Consider the following 17,338-nt stretch of genomic DNA (forward strand, 5'->3'; position numbering starts at 1 on the left):
ATGACCGTCCGCAGCAACATCGCCGGCATCGACAGCCCCGAGGCACTGGAGAAGGCGCTTCGGGCCGCCTATTACCTCGCCGACGAGGGGCTGGCGACCGCGGCCTATCTCGGGCTGGCGCTGGGCAAACCATTGCTGGTCGAGGGTGCGCCGGGCGTCGGCAAGACCGAGGCCGCCAAAGCCATCGCCGCTGTCCTCGGCCGCCGCCTGATCCGCCTGCAATGCTACGAAGGCATCGATGCATCCGCCGCACTCTACGAATGGAACTATCCGCGCCAGATGCTCGCCATCCGCCAGGCCGGCGATGAGAGCATCGACATCTACGGCGAAACCTTTCTGATCGAGCGACCGATGCTGGCGACACTGCGCGCGCCTGACTCGACTGTGCTGCTGATCGACGAAATCGATCGCGCCGACCAGGAATTCGAAGCCTTCCTGCTCGAGTTTCTGTCCGACTTTCAGATCTCGATCCCGGAGCGCGGCACGGTGCGCGCTTCTGAGCGCCCGGTCGTCGTCCTCACCTCAAACCGCACGCGGGATCTTCATGAAGCGTTGCGGAGGCGGTGCGTCTATCACTGGATCGACTATCCCTCGGCGGAGCGCGAAGCCCGCATCGTGATGATGCGGGCCTCCAGCGTCGCCGAGGGGACCGCGCGGGCCGTCGTCGCCGCCGTCGAGAAGCTGCGACGCGAGCCGCTCAGCAAGGCGCCCGGGATCGCCGAGGCCGTTGACTGGGCTGAGGCCGCCACGCTGCTGCACAAGGGCGGCGCACGGTGGCCCGATGCCTTCAGGCGCTCGATTGGGGTTGCCCTGAAAGACGAGGAGGATCTGCATTTCATTTCGCCGCGCCTCGACGCCCTGCTGGCGGAGGCCTCTGCATGAGCGCCGAACCCGAACTGCCGCGCGCTGCGCGTGTTTTCATCTCGTTCGTCGGCTTGTTGCGAACCAACAGGTTTGCCGTCGCACCGGAACAGACGACCTCGTTCCTGGCCGCGATCCAGTTGCTCGGTCCCCGCAGCCTGGAAGACATTCGGCAGGCGGCCCTTGCAACACTGGCCCCTCCACCGGAGCGTCGCGCAACGTTCGACCGGCTGTTCGATCTGCACTTTCGCGGAAACGAGGCAATCGAGCGCGTCGATGACGGCGAGGACGACGAGACAGTTCGGCTCCAAGAGGAGGCCCGTGGAAACGACGAGCCACTGTTGTCGGACGAAGCCAATGAGTCCGGTCTCGCAGCTGCGCGCGCCGAAGCGCTGGTCGAGCGCCGCTTTGCGCAGCTCTCCACCACCGATGCGCTGCGCCGGCTGTCCCGCGAGGCGCCCAGGCGCCTGCCGAAGCGGCGCGGCCATCGCCGCATGCGGGCTCGCAGCGGACCCTACGCGGATTTGCGCCGCACTCTCCGCGACTCCATTCGCAGCGACGGCGAAATCCTCCGGCTGGGACGTTTGAAGCGGCGGCACCGCCCACGCAAGGTGTTGCTTCTGATTGACGTCTCCGGCTCGATGAAGACGCGCACCGAAGAGAATATGAAGTTCGCGCACACGCTGGTGCAGGCGGCACCCAATGTCGAGGTCTTCACCTTCGGCACGCGGCTGACCCGCATCACCCGCCCGTTGCGTCTCAAGCGCCGCGAGCAGGCGCTCAAGGCCGCGGCCTATGTGGTCAGCGACTGGGACGGCGGCACCCGGATCGGCGAGGCGCTTCAGGCCTTTCTCGCCGTGCCCCGCTTTGGCGGATACGCGCGAGGAGCTGCCGTGATCATTATTTCCGACGGCCTGGAGCGGGGCGAACCCGACGCGCTGCGCGATGCGGTCGCGAAACTATCGCGCCGTGCGTGGCGCGTGAGCTGGCTGACGCCGCTCGCGGCCGGTCCCGGCTTTCGGCCGCAGACCGAAGCGCTGGTCGCGATCGAGCGCTTCGTCGACGACCTGGCCGATGGTGGATCGAGCGCGTCGATCGTCGCGCATGTGCTGGCGCTGGGACAGAGGAGAGTTGCGTGACGGACATCGTCGATGGGCACCATCATATCTGGCGCCAGGCTGACCTGCCCTGGCTGGTCGGTCCGATGCAGCCGCGCATCTTCGGTCCATACGAGCCGATCCGGCGCGATTACCCGATCGGGGAATATCTCCGCGACCTCGAAGGCAGCGGCGTCACCCGCTCAGTCTATGTCCAGACCAACTGGGCCAATGACCGCTTCGAGGACGAGGCCGCCTGGGTGCAGCAGACCGCCGAGGAGCACGGCTGGCCGCATGCCATCGTAGCTTACGCCGACTTTTCAGTGGATGACGTGCGTCCACAGCTCGATCGCCTGAAGCGCTATGCCCTCGTACGCGGCGTTCGCATGCAACTGCATTGGCACGAGAACCCGCTTTGTCGCTTCGCCGCGCGGCCGGATCTCTGCACCGATCCCGTGATCCAGCGCAACATCGCCCGCCTTGCGGATTATGGCTGGAGCTTTGACCTTCAGGTGTTCACGCCGCAGATTCCGGACGCCGCGCGCCTTGTGGAATCTTGCCCGAAGGTGACCTTTATCCTCCAGCACGCCGGCATGCTGGAGGACCTTTCACCCCCAGGCCGCGCTGCGTGGCGCGCCGGCATGGCCCGCCTCGCCGCATGCCCGAACATCGTGTCGAAACTGTCGGGGCTCGGAACCTTCATCCACCGCAACGACCCCGCGCATATCGCGTCCGTCCTGACCGATACGATTGCGATCTTCGGCGCCGAACGCTGCCTGTTCGGCTCGAATTTTCCGATCGAGAAATTGTGGACCAACTACCGCGAGTTGATTGATGCATTCCGTGTCGCCGCGGCGCCGCTACGCGATGGTCAGCGCGAAGCCGTTTTCAGAACCACTGCCATGCGCGTCTATCGGCTCTGAGCGCCGAGGAAACAACGAGAACGGACACAGGGAGGGACGGAATGCCGCTGGAGATCAAGATTCTGGACTATGGCGATATTGAGCTGGAATCGAGCTTTTTGGTTCTCGGCCGCGATTGCGGCCGCACCCGCCGCGTCCTCACCCTCGGTTTCCTGATCCTCGGCGGCAAGTATCCGGTGGTGGTCGATACGGGTTACCGCTCCAACCAGATCATGGAAACGCTGGGCATGCGCGGCCTGCAGTATCACGAGCACATGATCGAAAACCAGCTTGCACGGCACGGCGTGCGGATGGGCGATGTGCGCTTCGTCTGCCACACCCATCTGCACATCGACCACGCCGGCAAGGACGATCTGTTTCCGATGAACACGACTGTCGTCCTCAACCGTCGGGAGCTTGAATACTCCGTGTCCGGCCTGATGCATCCGCAATATCCGGCGCCGGATATTAAGCATCTGATCGACCGTCTGCACACCAAGAGTGCCCTGCGCTTTCTCGACCTTGAGATCACAGGTCCCATCGAGCTGATGCCGGGCGTCTACTGCGACGCTGCGAATGCGCATACCGAGGGCTCGATGAACATCATCGTCGAAACCGCCGACGGCATCGCCACAATTTGCGGCGACGTCATCTATGATTTCAACGACCAGATCGTAACGCCCTTCAACGAGATCCACGACTGGGAGCCGCGCACCACCGGCAATCACGGCACCACCAAGCGCGCCGAGAAGGCCGCCATCAAGAAGCTGCTCAGCAATTCGCGATATCTGCTGCCGGTCCATGACCGTCCCGCCAAGATCGAAGGTGGCAACGTCGTCGGCCGACTCCACGACCAGGTGCCTGGGCCGGTCGTGCAGTCCCTGCCCCAGCGCAACTGGTTTCCAGCCTAGACGCCAGAGGATGGATGATGACGCACGTCACCTTACGCTCCGAATTCGAGACCCTGATTGACCCCTACGCACCAGTCGCGCAGATCGGCACCGGTTTTGACTTCACGGAGGGACCGATCTGGCATCCAGTCGATCATTATCTGCTGTTCTCGGACATGCCGGCCGACGTGCGTCGGCGCTGGGATGCGCGGCGAGGCGTCGCCGAGGTCAAGCGTCCCTCGAACAAATGCAACGGCATGACCTATGACGCCGAACTCAATTTGATCGTTTGCGAGCACGCGACGTCGTCATTGATCCGCGAGCGGCCGGATGGGCGGCGCGAGGTGCTGGCCTCGCACTTTGGGGGACAGGAGCTCAACAGTCCCAATGACGTCTGCGTGCACTCCTCGGGCGCGATCTATTTCTCGGATCCCTGGTATGGCCGCATGCCGGTCTATGGCGTCGAGCGGCCAAGGCAGCTCGGTTTCCAGGGCGTTTATCGCGTGGTGCCCGGCGCCGAGCCGAAGCTCGTCGTGGACCGCAATCTGTTCGACCAGCCGAACGGGCTGTGCTTCTCGCCCGACGAGAAACTGCTCTATGTCAACGACACCGTACAGGCACTGATCCGCGTATTCGATGTCAACGGCGACGGCTCGCTGTCGAGTGCGCGTGTGTTCGCGAGCGGCATCCGCTCCGAGCTCGAGCCCGGCTTGCCCGACGGCATGAAGTGCGACCAGCACGGCAACATCTGGGTCACGGCACCCGGCGGCGTGTGGGTCTATTCGCCGCGCAGCGAGCTGCTCGGCAAGCTCCGCCTGCCCGAGCTTGTCGCCAACCTTACCTGGGGCGGGCCGGATTTCCGCACGCTGTACCTGACTTCGACGCACTCGGTCTATGCCATTCCCACCAAGGTCGGACCGCGCCACGAGCCCTATATGAGCGGCAAGCGAGGCGGCGGCACAGCGGCGGCCGGCTCTGCTTCCGCTGCACCCGTCCTCGCCGACGGCGAGATGCAGCTCGACCCGCGACGCTGCGCCATGATCATCCAGGACCTCCAGAACGACGTCATCATGGACGGTGGCGCCTTTGCCGATTCCGGCGCGCCCGGGCATGCGCGCCAGCAGCATGTCGTCGAGAACGTCCGCCGCGTGGCCGAAACCGCGCGGGCGCGCGGCGTCGCCGTCATCCATGTCTGGTTCGTCGTTGAGCCCGGCGCGCCCGGCGTGACTCTGAATGCGCCACTGTTCGAGGGTCTCGTCGACAGCAAGGCGATGGTGCGCGGAAGCTGGGGCGCGGCACCGGTTTCAGGTCTCGAACCACGGCCCGGCGATTTCGTGGTCGAAAAGGTGCGAATGAGCGCCTGGGAAGGCACGAAGCTCGAAACGATCCTGAGAGCCACCGGTCGCGACATGATCATCAACACCGGCGCCTGGACCAACATGTCGGTCGAGCACACGGCGCGGACCGGTGCCGACAAGGGCTACTTCATGATCGTTCCTGAGGATTGCTGCTCGACCATGAACGCCGATTGGCACGCCGCGTCGATCAACTTCGCCATGCAGAACGTCGCCGTCGTGACCAGGGCCGATGCGGTCATCAAAGCGCTGGGATGAGCGGTGGCGAAGCTCCTGCACCTCTCCTGCTCGCCCCGCGACGACTCCTGGTCAAGCGCCGGCGCCCGCGTTTTCCTCGATGGCTTTCGCCAAGCTCGGCCCGATTGGGACGTGGACGTCATGGATCTCTGGCGCGAGCGCCTGCCGGAGTTTTCAGGCCCTATTGTCGAGGCCAAATATGCACGGATGAAGGCGCAGGCCTTTAACGACGCGCAGCGGGACAGCTTCGCGGAGGCCGAGCGGATGGCGGTGCGCTTGGCGCTTGCCGAGCGGGTGTTGATTTCCACGCCCATGTGGAATTTCGGCATTCCCTATAAGCTCAAGCAATGGTTCGACGTCATCGTCCAGCCCGGGCTCACCTTCCGGTTCGATCCGTCGCTGGGGTATGTCCCGTTGCTGAAGGACCGGCCGACCATCGTCATCATTGCCAGTGGCAGCGATTTCGCCACTGGAATGAACCGCGGGCGCATCGACATGGCAACACCTTACCTGCGCGAAATTTTGCGTTTTGTCGGGATCAACAATGTCCGTTTCATTCCAATCGGACCAACCACCGGACCGCAACAGCCGATCGAGGCGGCCCGCGAACGCGCCCACCAACGTCTGGCCGCAATGGCCGCGAGCTTCTGATGCGCTCCGCAGGCGACTCAAAGGTTACGGCAGATTGTCCCGCAGAAAAATGTCGATGCGGATGCGCTCCTGGTCGGGGCTGATGGGCTCACCCGAACAATGCGCGAGCAGGACTCGCGCCGCAGACCGTGCCTCGTGGCCGGGATCCTGGTTGATGATAGCATCGAGCGCGCCGCGGACCAGGAAACGCCGTGTGTATTGAGTCAGCTCATGGGCAATCCAGACCACCTCGCGCGCGCGTCCCGAGGCCTCGAGCGCATCGGCGATGCCACGGTTGCCGGCGCCGCAGCAGTATATGCCGCGCAGATCGGGCTGGCGCGCGAGCAGTGCCGCAGTGAGCTCCCGCGTGCGCTCGCTGTCGTCGCGGCCCTCGATCACCGGCAGCGCGAGCAGGTTCGGATACTCGCTGGACAGGATCTGGTGGAAGCCGAATTGCCGCTCGGTGTGATCGCGCAGCGACAACGATCCCGCGATCACGGCCACCGTCCCCTCGCGACCAGTGAGGAACCGTCCCATCAGCGTTGCAGCGGTGCGGCCTGCCGCCGGGTTGTCGATGCCGACATAGTGCAGCCGGCGCGAGCTCGGCGCGTCCGACACAAGGGTCACCACAGCGACCCCGCGCGTGGTGAGTTCGTCGATCGCGGCGCGCACCCTGGGATGATCGAGCGCGATGACGGCGACGCCCTGATACACCGGCGAGAGATTTTCCAGTGCGGCAGCGAGTACGTCCGGATCGAACACGTCGACATGCAGGATATCAATGAAGCCGCGCTGGCCGGCGAGCCAGTCCGCGGTGCGCTGGACCTGCTCGGTCAGGTTGGTCATGAAGCTGTTGCTACCCGTCGGCAGCACAAAGGCAAAGCGGAACGTCTGCCCGCGGGCAAGCCGCGCGGCCGCGACGTCGGCTCGATAGCCGAGTTTTGCCACCGCGGCCTCGACCCGCGCGACGGTCTTGGCGCGCACGCCCTCGCGCCGGTTGACGACGCGGTCGACGGTGGCGAGCGAAACACCCGCCGTGCGCGCGACGTCCTCGAGCGTGGCACGAAGCACCGGCTGGGTCGCACCAGCATTCATTCGCGCGCCGCCCACAGCATGCCGCGGATCATCAACGTACGGATCTCCGGTACGTCGAGCTCGTAGGCGCGGTGGCCGAGCGAGGAATAGAACACCCTGCCCGCGCCGTATCGCTTCTTCCAGACCACGGGCATCACCACGCCCTCGATCCAGGGTGCGTGCTCGCCGGTGAAGGTCGTCGTCGCCAACACCTCGTTGGCGGGGTCGACATGCATGTAGTACTGCTCGGAACGATGCTCGAAACTCTTCAGGCCCTTCATGATGGGATCATCCGGCTTCGTCAAGTCGACCTTGTAGTCGATGATGTTGCCGGGATGCGCAACCCACTGCCCGCCGCACAGGAATTGGTAGTCGACAGAATCGCGGAAAGCGTCGCCCATGCCGCCATGATGGCCGGCGAGCCCGACGCCGCTACGGACCGCAGCGCAGAGATTGAGCGCTTCCGCCTTCTCGATCTTCGACATGGTGTAGATCGGGATGATCAGTGACAGGTCGTGAATCGCGGGATCGGCGAACGCGACGGTGGTGGTTTCGATCCGCACCTCGAAGCCTTCAGCCTTCAGCCAGCCCCGGATCATCGAAGCACAGAGATCGGGATCGTGCCCCGGCCAACCGCCCCATACAATCATTGCCTTGCGCATGGTCATTCCCTCAGTCGATCTGTCCGGTTTCACGCCCGGCCGGCAGCATCGCCGGCCGTTCGACGCAGCTCTCGATCTTGACGCGGCGCCCTTCGTCGGCAGAGGTCTGGAACGCTTCCATCACCTCCAGCACGTGGAACGCGAGCGCACCGCTGGCACGATGCGGCCGGTTGTTCAGGATCGCGGAGGCCATGTCGGCGACACCGATGGAACGGAACTCGCCGTCGACATGACCGTGGGTCAGCGGCACCGGCTCCCACTCGCCGCCGGTCTTCGCGACCTGCACCTCGCCGCCGAAGCGGTTCGGGTCGGGCACGAGCATGCTGCCCTTGTCGCCATAGATCTCGATCGGCGCATGTCGGTGCTTGGGCACATCAAAGCTCATCGCGATCGAGACGACCGCCCCGCTCTCGAATTCGAGCGTGCCGGCGACATGGGTCGAAACTTCGACCGGGATCAGCGTTCCGTTCATCGGCTGACTGGTGACCAACCGCTCGGATTTCGGACGCGCCGTCGAGCCCATCACGCTCGCCACCGGGCCGAGCAGTTGCACGAGATCGGTGATGTAGTACGGGCCCATGTCAAGCATAGGCCCGCCGCCGCGCAAATAGTAGAAACCCGGCGCCGGATGCCAGCGCTCGTGACCGGGGCAGCCAAAGAACGCGCTACCGGCCACAGGCCTGCCGATCGCACCATCGTCGATCAACTTGCGCGCCGTCTGGTGCCCCCCGCCGAGGAACGTATCAGGCGCGCAGCCGACACGAAGACCCTTTTGCGCGGCGAGCTCCATCACCTTGCGGGCTTCCGTGAGGTTGATGCCGAGCGGCTTCTCGGAGTGAACGTGCTTGCCGGCGTTCAGCACCGCCAGGCTGACGTCGGTGTGGGCGAGTGGCACGGTGAGATTGATGACGATCTCAACGTCGTCCCGCTTGAGCAACTGATCAACCCGCATCGCCGGCAGCCCGAAGGCGGCGCCTTGCCGCTCTGCGATGTCGCTGCGCATATCGGCGAGCGCCTTGATTTCCATGACCGGGAAGCGCTGGGCCGCCTTCAGATAAGCGGTGCTGATATTGCCGCAGCCGATGATGCCGATGCCGACTTTTCTCATTGTGATCTCCGTGAGGTGCCGTTCATCCCTTGACCGCGCCGGCAGTGAGGCCTGCGACGATGTGTTTCTGCGCGAGAAGGAAGATAATGATCGTCGGCAGGATGGTCAGTGTGATGAAGGCCAGGATCAGATGCCACTCGGACGAATACTCGCCCTGATAAACCATGATGCCGAGCGGCCAGGGATAGAGCGCGTCCGTGTTGAGCATCACCAGCGGCAACAGATAGGCGTTCCAGCTGTTGACGAAGGTGATGGTACCGACGGTCGCCAGGATCGGCCGCGACAACGGCAACGTCACATAGCGGAAGAATTTGATATAGCTGCAGCCGTCGACCAGCGCGGCTTCCAGCAGTTCGTACGGGATGTCCTTGAAGAAGCGCCGCAGCAGCAGCACGCTCATCGTAAGACCGAAGGCCACCTGCGGCAGGGCAACGCCAAAATATGTATCGAGCAATCCGAGATCGCGCACCTTGATGAAGAGCGGCAGCACCGCTGTCGCCGCCGGAAACAGCAGGCCTAGCGTCAGGTAGCTCAGCAGCATCGAGCTGCCATAGAACCTGATATGGGCAAAGGTGAACGCCGCCATCGAGGCGACGATCAGGGTCAGGGCCACCGTGAGGGTCGAGATGATCAGCGAGTTGCGCAAGAGCTGCCAGTAGCGTGCCGAGAACAGAATGTCGGCATAATTCTGCCACTCCCAGTGACGTGGCAGGCCGAACGGATTGACGCGCAGTTCGCCGAGGGATTTGAAACCACCGAACAAAGTCGCAAGCAGTGGCACCAGTACGATGATGGCAACGACGGCGAGGAACACCAGCTTGAACAGCATTGCGGGATCGAACGGCGCGCGGATGATCCTGGCGTTACTCATCGCGCATGAACCATCGCTTGTACGTGAAGGCAAAGGTCACACAGATCGCAAACAAAATGACACCGATGGCGCTGCCGTAGCCGACTCGCATGCGCGAGATGCCGTTGTTGTAGAGAAAGCTCACCATCGTGTTCGAGGAGTCCGCTGGCCCCCCGCGCGTCAGCGGCATGACGAGGTCGAACAGCTGCAGCGAGCCGACGATGGCGAAGAACACGGAGAGCCTTATCGTCGGATAGAGCAAGGGAATGACCACATGTCGCAGGGCTTGCGATTGGGTCGCGCCGTCGATGCGTGCCGCCTCGACCAGGCTCTTGTCGAGACTCTGGAGCGCTGCGATGAAAAGCATCATGTGGAAGCCAAAGTACTTCCAGACGATCACGATCAGCACCGCCAGCATCGCCGTATCGGTCGAAGCCAGCAGATGCGGAGGCTCGGCGCCGAAGCTGCGCCAGATCGAAGCCACAAGGCCGTAGTCGCCGTCATAGACGAAGCTGAAGATCAACCCGGTCGCGATCTCCGCCAGGATATAGGGCATGAAGAACAGCATGCGCAGCGCCACCGCCCCTCGAAAGCGCTCGGCGAGCATCAAGGCCAGCGTGAGCGCGAGCGGCAGCTGGATGGCGAGCGAAACAGCGATAATCAGCCCGTTGTTACGCAGCGCGCGCCAGAAGGCGCGGGTCTCCAGCACGAAGCGGTAATTGTCCAAGCCAATCCAGTTGGTGGGCCTGCCGAACCCGTTCCAATTGAAGCCCGAATACCAGGCTGCTTCGCCGATCGGCAGCACAACGAACAACGTGAACAACAGCAGCGCCGGCGGCAGGAACAGGATGAGCACCGTCAGCCTGCCGTCCCAAACCGGGCCACGGACCCTGACTTGCGGTACCATCTCGCCAGCAGCACCGATCGCCGACACGCTCGCGGTCCGCCGCGCCACCGTCAGTTGCCCTGCTTCCACGCCGCCTCGATTGCCTTGGCAGCCTCTTGCGGGCTCATGCTGCCGCCGGCGATCTCGGCCGTGACGTCGTTGACGACGCGGCCGACCGACGGACCCAGGCTCTGGTCATAGAAGTTCTGGTGGTAGTTCGAATTCGCCAGATTGGCGGCGATCAGCTTCATGAAGCTGTTGTTCAGCCCTGCGTCCGCGCCCTGCACCACCGGGATGATGAAGTTGCCGGCGGCAAGCCGCGTCTGCACCTCTTTGGAGACGAAGTATTTCAGGAAATCGACGGCTTCCTTCGGCGAGCCTTTCGTAATCAGCCAACCGGTGATGCCGCCGAGCGTATCGGTGGGCGCACCCTTGCCGCCGGTCACGACCGGGAAGTCGAACCAGCACATCTTGTCCTCGGTCAATCCGACCTTGTCGGCGGCGAGAGCGCGTTGCAGATGATAGACCGTGCTGATCGCGAGCGTCATCGCCGCCTTGCCGTCCCCGAAATAGCCGACCGCCTGCGGGTTCTTGAAACCAAGGAAGCCATTCTGGAACGGCTGGAGATCGACGAGCTGCTTGAACAGCTCGCCGGATTTCTGGAAGGTTTCCCCGGAAAAGCCGCCGTTCTCGCCGCGCAGCGCCGCATCGAACGCCGCCTTGCCGCCGATGCGCACAGCAAGATGGGTCCAGTAGAAGTGCAGTGGCCATTTATCGGCGCCGCCGACCACGATCGGGGTCACGCCGGCGGATTTCAACGCCTTCACGGCAGCAAGCAGATCGTCCCAGCTCTTGATCCCGGCAGGATCGACCTTCCCCTTGGCCATCAGCTCCTTGTTGCAGAGGAAGCCGACCTGCGAGAGCGCCGTGGGCAGACCATAAACGCGGCCGTTGCGGGTGAAGGCGGCGAGCGCCGCCGGCGTGAGACTGTCGCTGTAGCCCTTCACAGAATCGGTGATGTCGTCGAGCACGCCGGCCTCGATCTGCGTCTTCAGGACACCGCCCGCCCAGCTGTAGATGATGTTGGGCCGGTCTTTGGATTGGAGGATGGTCGGCAGCTTGGCCTTGTAGGCCTCGTTCTCGAGGAACTGCATCTCGACCTTGACGCCCGGATGCGACCCCTCAAAGGCGCGCGCAACCTCTTCCCAGATTTTGACCTGGGCCGGGTTGGCCTCGATGTGCAGCCACTTCACCGTCGTATCGGCCGCAGCGAGTTTCGCTCCGAGCAGGCATGCGACAACGGCCAGTCCCAGTTTCCCGAGCAGTCTCATCACATTCCTCCCAACGGCTTTTATTCTTTGGTGCAATCCTGCCTTCGATTTTTGAGGTACGCAACTAAAATTCTGATCTATGCACCTCACGAAGGAGGTCGTTAAGGTGAGCGCGAGAATCGGGCGGCGCGTCGCGCTGCCCCAACGCAAATCGAGGGATATCCATGGCTGCCGTTTATTCCGACCTCGCCGGCAAGGTCGTTCTCGTCACCGGGGGCGCATCCGGAATTGGCGCTGCGATCGTGCGGCGCTTCGCACAGCAGAAATCCAATGTCGTGTTCTTCGACATCAAAGTCGACGAGGGCCAATCCCTGGCACGCGAGCTGTCGGATCAAGGTCTTAGCGCGCGTTTCATGCGTGTCGATTTGACCGATATCGCCGCGTTGCGTGCCGGTGTCGCGGAGGCGCGCAACGTGCACGGCGCGATCAACATCCTGGTCAACAATGCCGCACATGACGAGCGGCACAGCACCGAGGAAATGACACCGGAATATTGGGACAACCGTGTCGCGGTCAACTTGAAGCACCAGTTCTTTGCTGCGCAGGCCGTGTTGCCGGACATGAAGGCGGCGAATGCCGGCGCGATCATCAATTTCGGTTCGGTATCGTGGATCGCCGGACAAGGCGGCATGGCCGCCTACACCGCCAGCAAATCAGGCGTCATCGGTCTCACGCGCTCCCTGGCGCGCGATTATGGCGCCTACAACATCCGCGTGAACGCGATAGCGCCGGGATGGATCATGACCGAGCGCCAGCTCGATAAATGGATGACGCCACAGGGCGAGGTCGAGCTGATGCAACGACAATGCCTGAAGCGCAAGCTTATGCCGGACGAGATCGCGAAGTTCACCATCTTCCTCGCTTCCGACGAGGCTTCCGCCTGTACAGCCCAGCACTACATCGTCGATGGAGGCTGGGTCTGAGGCGGAGCAGGCCAGATCGTGCATTGGCGCGCCGCTACTTTGCCAGGCGGAACTTCCCGCCTTCGACCTTGATCAGGAAGGCCGAGCGCTCATCATAGCCGTTGTGATCGGCCTTGCTCATGTTCGACAGCCCATTGTTGAGATAGATGTTCTGCCCTCGCTCGAGTGCGTCCCGCAGGGCCGCGCGAAATTCGATTGTGCCAGGCTTTGCCATCTTCAGCGCATCCGGCGAAGCTTTTCCGATCAGCGCGACGACATCCCAGAGGTGAGCAGCGAACATGTTGGGCTTTTGCCCGTTTGCCGCTTCATACGCGGTCACGAACTCCTCCGTCGAGCGACGAAACGGATCTCCCGTGGGGAGGTCGGCGGCAATGGTAAAGGCCTCGCCCGCGAATACGGCACCTTCGACGTTCGCGCCACCAAGCTTGATGAATTCCTCACTGGCCACGCCGTGAGTCTGAAATATCTTCCCGGCGTATCCGCGCTCGCGGAGCGCCTGCTGCGGCAAGACCGCCGGAGTTCCCGCGGACGCGATGAAGACGGCATCCGGATTGGTCGACATCACCTTCAGCGCCTGACCGGTGACGCTGGTGTCGGCTCGCGCATAGACTTCGTGTGTGGTTACGGTCAGCCCCAGCGCGGGCGCGAGGCGGCTCACCTCCTTGTAGTAGCCCTCGCCGTAGCCATCCGAAACACCGATATAGCCGAGCGTCTTCACGCCTGAATTCGCGATATGCTTGAGGATGGCGGCCGCCATGAGGTCGTCATTGGGAACGACCTTGAAAGCCCAGGCGCGCTTCTCATCCATCGGTTGAACGATGGCGGTAGCGGCAGCGAGCGACAGCAGCGGCGTCTTCGATTCGAGCGCGACATCCAGCATCGGCATGGTCACCGGCGTCAGAGAGGAGCCGACCAGCACATCGACCTTGTCCTGGATCACCAGCCGGCGTGCGTTCTGGACCCCTTTTGTCGAATCCGACTCGTCGTCCAGGACGATATAGGTCACTTTCTCTCCACCGATCTCTTTCGGAAGAGCTGCAACCGTCTTGAGCTGCGGTTGTCCCAGTGCGGATCCCGGGCCACTTGCCGAAATCACAATTCCAATTTTGATGTCCGCGTGAGCCGCATTTCCATAAAGGACGCATGCCACAAGAAGCGAGGCTCGCGCGAAACCGATCTTCATGTCCTGTTCCTCCCTGTCCGCTTTGACGATTCCGCCGGCTGCGTCGGCGCCCCGGCTCGAGCTTGCAGTGCTCCCCACGACACCGTCGCCGCTCAAGAGGCATGTCGTCCGACATACGCGTTTCCTCCTGCGGTCCCGAGCAACCGGGCGGGCCATGCTAAGCGGATCGCAGCAACGTGTCTGTCCCTAGCGTTAGGGACAAGTCATCGGTGCCCGAACCGGAATATTGGGTTGGCGGACGCACCGCCGCGTTCTCGCGGCGAAATTCGCCCGAGGTTTGCCTGGTCACTCCACCCTCAAATCCAAGAGGGCGCAGGGAAGGCCGGGTGCCGGCTGGCACCCGCGGTCCGCTGCGCGAAAAGCACACGCAGGAAAACCGCACAGCAGCATACAGGTGTAGCCAATCACTCGGCCTTCCCTGCGCGATGGTTGGACGGCTTATGCCGTGCTCTCCCGGGAGCCGAGTTCTCTTTGGCCTCCCTCGCCTTCGCGAAATTCACCGGCACCGCGCCGGTTGACGCAGATGCCGCATTCGCCAGGGCTTGACCGTAGCAACGACGGCCAGGACCACACGGTTTTGCCGTATCGCACGGTTCGCCATTTCGCCGCAGTTTTTCCAGCCCTGTCGACAGAGCCGGAAACTTACAGACGAGACGAAGCCTAGCAGCGCCGCTCGTCGGAACGAAGCCTTGGGCTCACGGAGAGCAATCCGCCCTGCCCTTGGCCACTCGCACCCGAACGCTGCCGCGTCCACCGCAAGCCCGGCTCGCGAACGTGACGACCACAAGATCGCCCCTCAAGGATGAGCCGGGATGAGCGACACATACGCCAAAACCGAATTTCGGTAAAGTGGAATATTTTTGCGGAGAGGGGTTGACGCGGTGGCGGGTGTTTTGCCCGACGGGTCAAGGCCCGACACTCCTTCCGTTACATGAGCGGGCTTGGGACCCGACTTCAACGCGTCGGCGGCATCAGCGCACGCAGGATACCTGGCTTCCAGGCCTGACGCGCGCTGTCGAAGGCGGCAAAGTCGTGATCGAACTGCCAGTAGGCCCATGACCAGCCGAGCCTATCGGCGCTTCTCGCCACGAATGACAAATATCGCTGCCGGCTGTCGGATGGCGCACGCTCGTACACTCCGAACTCGCCGACATAAACCGGGCGCTGCTCTTTCTCCGCCCAGAGGCTCATCTTCCTGAAGTCCGCGGCAGCCTTCGCTTCATCCTCCGGGCTGCCCCAGTCCAGGGGCCCGATCCGCGAAAACGTCGGAGACCACGGCGCGCCCTGATGGGTGAACCGTATCGGCGCGTAATAATGAAACGTGACGATGAGATGCCTGTCCTCTGGCGGCAGAACCAGCGCGTCGACAGGGATCTCGTTGGTGTTGAGAACGGCGGCGATGACCAGCCGTTCGGGATTGGTGCGGCGGATAATGCCGAGACATTCATTGAGGAGCGAATTCCAGCCGGCGGACGTCATTTCCCCACCAGGCTCGTTCAACACCTCGAAGACGAGTGCCGGATATTTTCCGGCATAGCGCTCGGCGATCTGCCGCCAGAACGCCTTGAGCTTCTCGGCGCATTCGGAAACGTCGCGCTGGCAAAGATGAGTATCGTGCTCGTCGACGATGGGAACGAGCTTCCTCGCGAGAACCTCCTCGATGACGGCGTCGAGCCGCCTCAGGACGATTTCGTCCATGACATTCCCCGGCCCCATGAACTTGAAGCCGAAGAAATTGATCCTGACATGCGCGAACCCGGCTTTCTTGATGGCGGTCAGATTGTCCAGGCGAAATGGCGCGTTTTGGCCGCCTTCCCAGATACCATCGTAGCCGAGAATGTTGATACCGCGACCCAGTTTTGGCATGTCACGGGCGGCGGTCTGCTCGGCCCCGTGGGCGTGGAAGAACAGCGATGCAAGGAAGAACGCCGCTACCGCGAGATTGAAGCTTCTCGACCAGCGAGCGCGCGTGGCGGTCATACCGCTTCCATTCCTAGAGCCTGGAATTCCGTCGGTCGCACCGGCCTGCACGTCGCGAAGAAAAATCCCACCAGGAGCACCGATGTGAACATCGTCGAGCGAAGGAACGTCGTCTCCGTAAAATTGGTCTGAAAGCTGAGGACGACAAATCCGATGATGAGGGCACAATGCGATCGGTCGATCGTGCGAGCGGAAATCAGATGAAGGATCTTGTGCGAAAACAGGAGGACGCTCGCAGCAAAGAGCATGTACCCCAGGAAGCCGGTTTCCATCAGGATCGCGATGTAGCCGCTGTGATAATTGTCGAGCACCCAGCCGTGATTCTGTTCGAAATAATCGTAGATCGACGGGATGGTCCAGAAGCCGTTGATGCCGAAGCCGAGCAGCGGCGCATCGTTGAAATGGCTTATCGCGTAATGCCAGATGAAGGTTCGTTCGGTGAAATCGATACTGGCATCGCCGATATGGATCGCGTCGTATCCCGTCACGTAGAAATACAGGATCAGAAGTCCGGCCAGAACGCACATGACCGACGGCAGGAGCGCATAGAGCCTCATGCAGCCGACCGACCACATCGAGGTCACGAGCATGGCGCAGGCGGCCAGGGCGACAGCGCCGGCGCCGCGCGATTCCGACGCGAGCACACATGTCGACGCCAACAGGAACACGGCGAGGAAGGCCAGCCACCCCTGCCCCGTCATCTTTTGATAGCAGGCCAAGAACATCAGATACGCGCCGACGAAGCCGAGCGTCTGCTTGGATTCGTAGACGCCCTGCCATTGACCGTTGTGCATCCAGCTGTGGTCGATCCCGATGTCGGGCACGGCCAACGCACAGACAGCCGACGCGGCGACCAATATGAAGAGCCCAAGGGCCGTGGCTCTCACGATGTCGTCCACGTCGACGCGCGTGACGAGGCAAAATGCGCCGAACGTCGTCATCGCAAGCGCCGCGCTCTTCATGATCGCCGCGACGCTCAGGCTGGACCAGAACACCGAGAGAATAGCGAAGGCATAGAATGCGACCAGCGCCACCAGATCGGGATTGACCTGCAACCGCAGGCGCGGCTGCACGAATGCACTTGCGTAGATCAGGATAGCCCACATCAGAAGGGCTATGGCCTGTTGCAGAAAGCTCAGCTCCGCCGGCACTAGCGCAGCGTTGAAGATGCCCATCGATGCGACCACGTTGATGGTGATCGAACAGCTGATCGCGATCCTGGCTATCCTCTCGACGCCAACGCTGCGCGTCGTCCAGATCGCGCGCCCGGGTGCCCCGGAATCCACCTCGGTCTGCAGGCTGGCCATGAGATGACCTTCCTTAAGCGCGGTTAATAATTCGCTAGCGCAGGTCGAGCTTCACGCCGCGA

General features: G+C 62.8%; 16 protein-coding genes. 7 read left to right on the plus strand and 9 right to left on the minus strand.

Features of this window, described 5'->3' with window-relative positions:
* From BRA1253DRAFT_RS08380 to BRA1253DRAFT_RS08405, 6 genes are read left to right on the plus strand one after another with little or no spacing between them, the layout of a single operon-like run.
* Complete coding sequence (locus BRA1253DRAFT_RS08380; protein WP_007593028.1) at positions 1 to 882, plus strand: MoxR family ATPase; 882 nt, start codon at positions 1 to 3, stop codon at positions 880 to 882.
* Positions 879 to 2,000 carry a VWA domain-containing protein gene (locus BRA1253DRAFT_RS08385; protein WP_007593029.1) on the plus strand — a complete coding sequence of 374 codons (1,122 nt, stop codon included), beginning with the start codon at positions 879 to 881 and terminating at the stop codon, positions 1,998 to 2,000. Before BRA1253DRAFT_RS08380 ends, BRA1253DRAFT_RS08385 begins: the two co-directional genes overlap by 4 nt.
* The gene (locus tag BRA1253DRAFT_RS08390; protein WP_007593030.1) at positions 1,997 to 2,881 is read left to right on the plus strand and encodes an amidohydrolase; all 885 of its coding nucleotides are present in this window, start codon (positions 1,997 to 1,999) and stop codon (positions 2,879 to 2,881) included. The genes BRA1253DRAFT_RS08385 and BRA1253DRAFT_RS08390 overlap by 4 nt, the downstream gene beginning before the upstream one ends.
* A 41-nt stretch (positions 2,882 to 2,922) precedes the next feature.
* Positions 2,923 to 3,771: an MBL fold metallo-hydrolase gene (locus BRA1253DRAFT_RS08395; RefSeq protein ID WP_007593031.1), complete on the plus strand. Its 849-nt coding sequence runs from the start codon at positions 2,923 to 2,925 to the stop codon at positions 3,769 to 3,771.
* A 17-nt stretch (positions 3,772 to 3,788) separates the two neighbouring features.
* Complete coding sequence (locus BRA1253DRAFT_RS08400; RefSeq protein ID WP_007593033.1) at positions 3,789 to 5,363, plus strand: isochorismatase family protein; 1,575 nt, start codon at positions 3,789 to 3,791, stop codon at positions 5,361 to 5,363.
* 3 nt (positions 5,364 to 5,366) lie between these two features.
* Positions 5,367 to 5,993: an FMN-dependent NADH-azoreductase gene (locus BRA1253DRAFT_RS08405; protein WP_007593035.1), complete on the plus strand. Its 627-nt coding sequence runs from the start codon at positions 5,367 to 5,369 to the stop codon at positions 5,991 to 5,993.
* 24 nt (positions 5,994 to 6,017) lie between these two features.
* Here the strand turns inward: BRA1253DRAFT_RS08405 and BRA1253DRAFT_RS08410 are convergent, their stop codons facing one another.
* The 6 genes from BRA1253DRAFT_RS08410 to BRA1253DRAFT_RS08435 are packed head-to-tail and all read right to left on the minus strand — an operon-like array spanning position 6,018 to position 11,883.
* The gene (locus tag BRA1253DRAFT_RS08410) at positions 6,018 to 7,067 is read right to left on the minus strand and encodes a LacI family DNA-binding transcriptional regulator (protein ID WP_007593037.1); all 1,050 of its coding nucleotides are present in this window, start codon (positions 7,065 to 7,067) and stop codon (positions 6,018 to 6,020) included.
* Complete coding sequence (locus tag BRA1253DRAFT_RS08415) at positions 7,064 to 7,708, minus strand: ThuA domain-containing protein (protein WP_007593039.1); 645 nt, start codon at positions 7,706 to 7,708, stop codon at positions 7,064 to 7,066. The genes BRA1253DRAFT_RS08410 and BRA1253DRAFT_RS08415 overlap by 4 nt, the downstream gene beginning before the upstream one ends.
* Positions 7,709 to 7,718: 10 nt before the next feature.
* Entirely contained in the window at positions 7,719 to 8,816 is a 1,098-nt protein-coding gene (locus BRA1253DRAFT_RS08420) for a Gfo/Idh/MocA family protein (RefSeq protein ID WP_007593040.1), read from the minus strand.
* A 22-nt stretch (positions 8,817 to 8,838) separates the two neighbouring features.
* Positions 8,839 to 9,687: a carbohydrate ABC transporter permease gene (locus BRA1253DRAFT_RS08425; RefSeq protein ID WP_007593042.1), complete on the minus strand. Its 849-nt coding sequence runs from the start codon at positions 9,685 to 9,687 to the stop codon at positions 8,839 to 8,841.
* Complete coding sequence (locus BRA1253DRAFT_RS08430) at positions 9,680 to 10,621, minus strand: carbohydrate ABC transporter permease (RefSeq protein WP_007593044.1); 942 nt, start codon at positions 10,619 to 10,621, stop codon at positions 9,680 to 9,682. The genes BRA1253DRAFT_RS08425 and BRA1253DRAFT_RS08430 overlap by 8 nt, the downstream gene beginning before the upstream one ends.
* Before the next feature lie 2 nt (positions 10,622 to 10,623).
* Positions 10,624 to 11,883 (minus strand): extracellular solute-binding protein, encoded by a 1,260-nt coding sequence (locus tag BRA1253DRAFT_RS08435; RefSeq protein WP_007593046.1) that lies wholly within the window; start codon positions 11,881 to 11,883, stop codon positions 10,624 to 10,626.
* Positions 11,884 to 12,047: 164 nt separating this feature from the next.
* Between BRA1253DRAFT_RS08435 and BRA1253DRAFT_RS08440 the strand changes: the two genes are divergently transcribed.
* Positions 12,048 to 12,806 (plus strand): SDR family NAD(P)-dependent oxidoreductase, encoded by a 759-nt coding sequence (locus BRA1253DRAFT_RS08440; RefSeq protein WP_007593048.1) that lies wholly within the window; start codon positions 12,048 to 12,050, stop codon positions 12,804 to 12,806.
* A 34-nt stretch (positions 12,807 to 12,840) separates the two neighbouring features.
* On the opposite strand, the gene BRA1253DRAFT_RS08445 is transcribed toward BRA1253DRAFT_RS08440, so the two are convergent.
* The 3 genes from BRA1253DRAFT_RS08445 to BRA1253DRAFT_RS08455 form a co-directional block, all read right to left on the minus strand.
* On the minus strand, positions 12,841 to 13,989 hold the full coding sequence (locus BRA1253DRAFT_RS08445) for an ABC transporter substrate-binding protein (RefSeq protein WP_007593050.1): 1,149 nt from the start codon (positions 13,987 to 13,989) through the stop codon (positions 12,841 to 12,843).
* Between the two features lie 954 nt (positions 13,990 to 14,943).
* Positions 14,944 to 15,969, minus strand: coding sequence for a glycoside hydrolase family 5 protein (locus tag BRA1253DRAFT_RS08450; RefSeq protein ID WP_007593051.1), 1,026 nt, complete (start codon positions 15,967 to 15,969; stop codon positions 14,944 to 14,946).
* The gene (locus BRA1253DRAFT_RS08455; RefSeq protein WP_007593052.1) at positions 15,966 to 17,276 is read right to left on the minus strand and encodes an O-antigen ligase family protein; all 1,311 of its coding nucleotides are present in this window, start codon (positions 17,274 to 17,276) and stop codon (positions 15,966 to 15,968) included. The genes BRA1253DRAFT_RS08450 and BRA1253DRAFT_RS08455 overlap by 4 nt, the downstream gene beginning before the upstream one ends.
* Between the last annotated feature and the right edge of the window lie 62 nt (positions 17,277 to 17,338).

The sequence above is a fragment of the Bradyrhizobium sp. WSM1253 genome, assembly GCF_000244935.1.
GTDB classification, from domain to species: domain Bacteria; phylum Pseudomonadota; class Alphaproteobacteria; order Rhizobiales; family Xanthobacteraceae; genus Bradyrhizobium; species Bradyrhizobium canariense.